Source organism: Streptococcus sp. GMD4S, from assembly GCF_000296955.1.
Genome location: NZ_AJRE01000191.1, coordinates 1 through 1,819, shown reverse-complemented (window position 1 = coordinate 1,819; position 1,819 = coordinate 1). Strand labels below are relative to the sequence as shown.

Below are 1,819 nucleotides of genomic sequence, written 5' to 3'. Positions count from 1 at the left end.
CTCAGGAAGCAGTCAATAAAGCGCTAGAAACTGCTCTCGAACAAATCAACAAACTCGAAGCGGCTCAGCCTGAGAAACCTGCTGAACCTGAAAAACCAGTTCAGCCTGAAAAACCAACTCAACCTGAGAATCCAGTTCAACCTGAGAAACCTGGCCAGCCTGAGCAACCAGCCGAACCAAAACAACCGGAAATTGAGTACGATAAGGCTATGGACAGCTTGACAAAAGCTATCGAGAAAAAAGTCGCTGAGCTTGGATCCAACAAGGAAGCTAAGAAGCAATTGTTAGCAATTGCTGACCAAGCCATTGCTGCAATCCAAGAAGCTGAAACTCAGGAAGCAGTCAATCAAGCGCTAGAAACTGCTCTCGAACAAATCAACAAGCTCGAAGCAGCTCAACCTGAGAAACCTGCGCAACCGGAAAATCCTGTTCAGCCTGAAAAGCCGACTCAACCTGAGAAACCAGCTCAGCCTGAAAAACCAACTCAACCTGAGAATCCAGTTCAACCAGAAAAACCGGCTCAGCCTGAGAAACCTGCTCAACCTGAAAAACCAGTTCAGCCTGAAAAGCCGACTCAACCTGAGAATCCAGTTCAACCGGAAAAACCGGCTCAGCCTGAAAAGCCAGCTCAGCCTGAAAAACCAACTCAACCGGAAACTCCGGCTCAGCCTGAAAAGCCAGCTCAGCCTGAAAAACCAACTCAACCGGAAACTCCGGCTCAGCCTGAAAAGCCGACTCAACCTGAGAATCCAGTTCAACCGGAAACTCCAGCTCAACCTGAGAAACCGGCGCAACCTGAGAAACCGGCTCAGCCTGAAAAGCCGACTCAACCGGAAAATCCAGCGCAACCTGAGAAACCAATTACTTCTTCAAGTCCTGAGGAAGGGGTTAAAGACCTTGTCTTTACACTTCCAAACTTGGAAATCGTCAATAAGGTCGTACCGTTCAAGACGATTCGTCGCGAAAACCCACAATTAGACAAGGGAAAAGAGCAAGTTCTATCAGAAGGGAAAGACGGTCTCTTAGTCGAGTATGTTGAAGTGGACGGTGACAATCACAAGGTTCTCCAAACAGAAGCAACTCCAGCTCAAGATCGAGTGATTGAGGTAGGTAGCAAACAAAGCTCAGTTGGAACAGAAGCGCCACCAGTTGTGACCCTTCCTGAGTATGTTCTACCAAGAGAGATTGAAAAACCTGCTCCAGCCGTAACAGATAATTCATCAGCAAAAGATGAAAAAGCTCCTGTTACAGCTACAGTCAAAGAAGACAAGGAAAGACTACTCCCTGCAACTGGGGAACAAGAAGCAACTGCCTTCCTATTCTTGGCAGCTATTACTTCTATCTTGTCTCTCCTTATCTTCCAAAAGAATTTCAAAGACTAAAAGAAATCTTTGATTGATTCTTTTCCATTATTTCAGTTCCCCCGTAGAGAAGACCATCTGGTCTTCTCTTTTTCTATCTATAAAATTAAAAAACATCCACAAATATACATGGATATTTTGGTATGACTCTGTAAAGTAAGATGATCATTGAGAATAGCTGTTCTCAAATCCAACCACGTTTTCAAATAAACGCTCATCTAAAAAAGAGTGCCCCTTGTCTTATCTCATCAGAATTACCATCATAAGTTTCTGCAAGAACTCCACAGATAAAAGATGGTGTTTCGAATTCCAATACCATGAGATTTTCTGACGCTCACAAGCCATCTTTCCTAAATCAGACTTTCCTCTTCCACACCTAGTCACTGACTACTATTTTTGAGTCCAGCATATGCATAGGTTCGATTTCTGGGACACTCTTTTTCCGTCACCACCCTAAA

Annotated in this window: 1 protein-coding gene and 1 pseudogene; one reads left to right on the top strand and one right to left on the bottom strand. The window is 44.5% G+C overall.

Annotation, left to right across the window (positions count from 1 at the left end):
* A partial coding sequence (locus tag GMD4S_RS08525) for a G5 domain-containing protein (RefSeq protein ID WP_000300357.1) occupies positions 1-1,382 on the top strand: 1,382 nt, incomplete at its 5' end.
* 359 nt (positions 1,383-1,741) lie between these two features.
* Here the strand turns inward: GMD4S_RS08525 and GMD4S_RS13990 are convergent.
* Positions 1,742-1,819, bottom strand: a pseudogene (locus GMD4S_RS13990) (DUF5960 family protein); the annotation flags it as partial.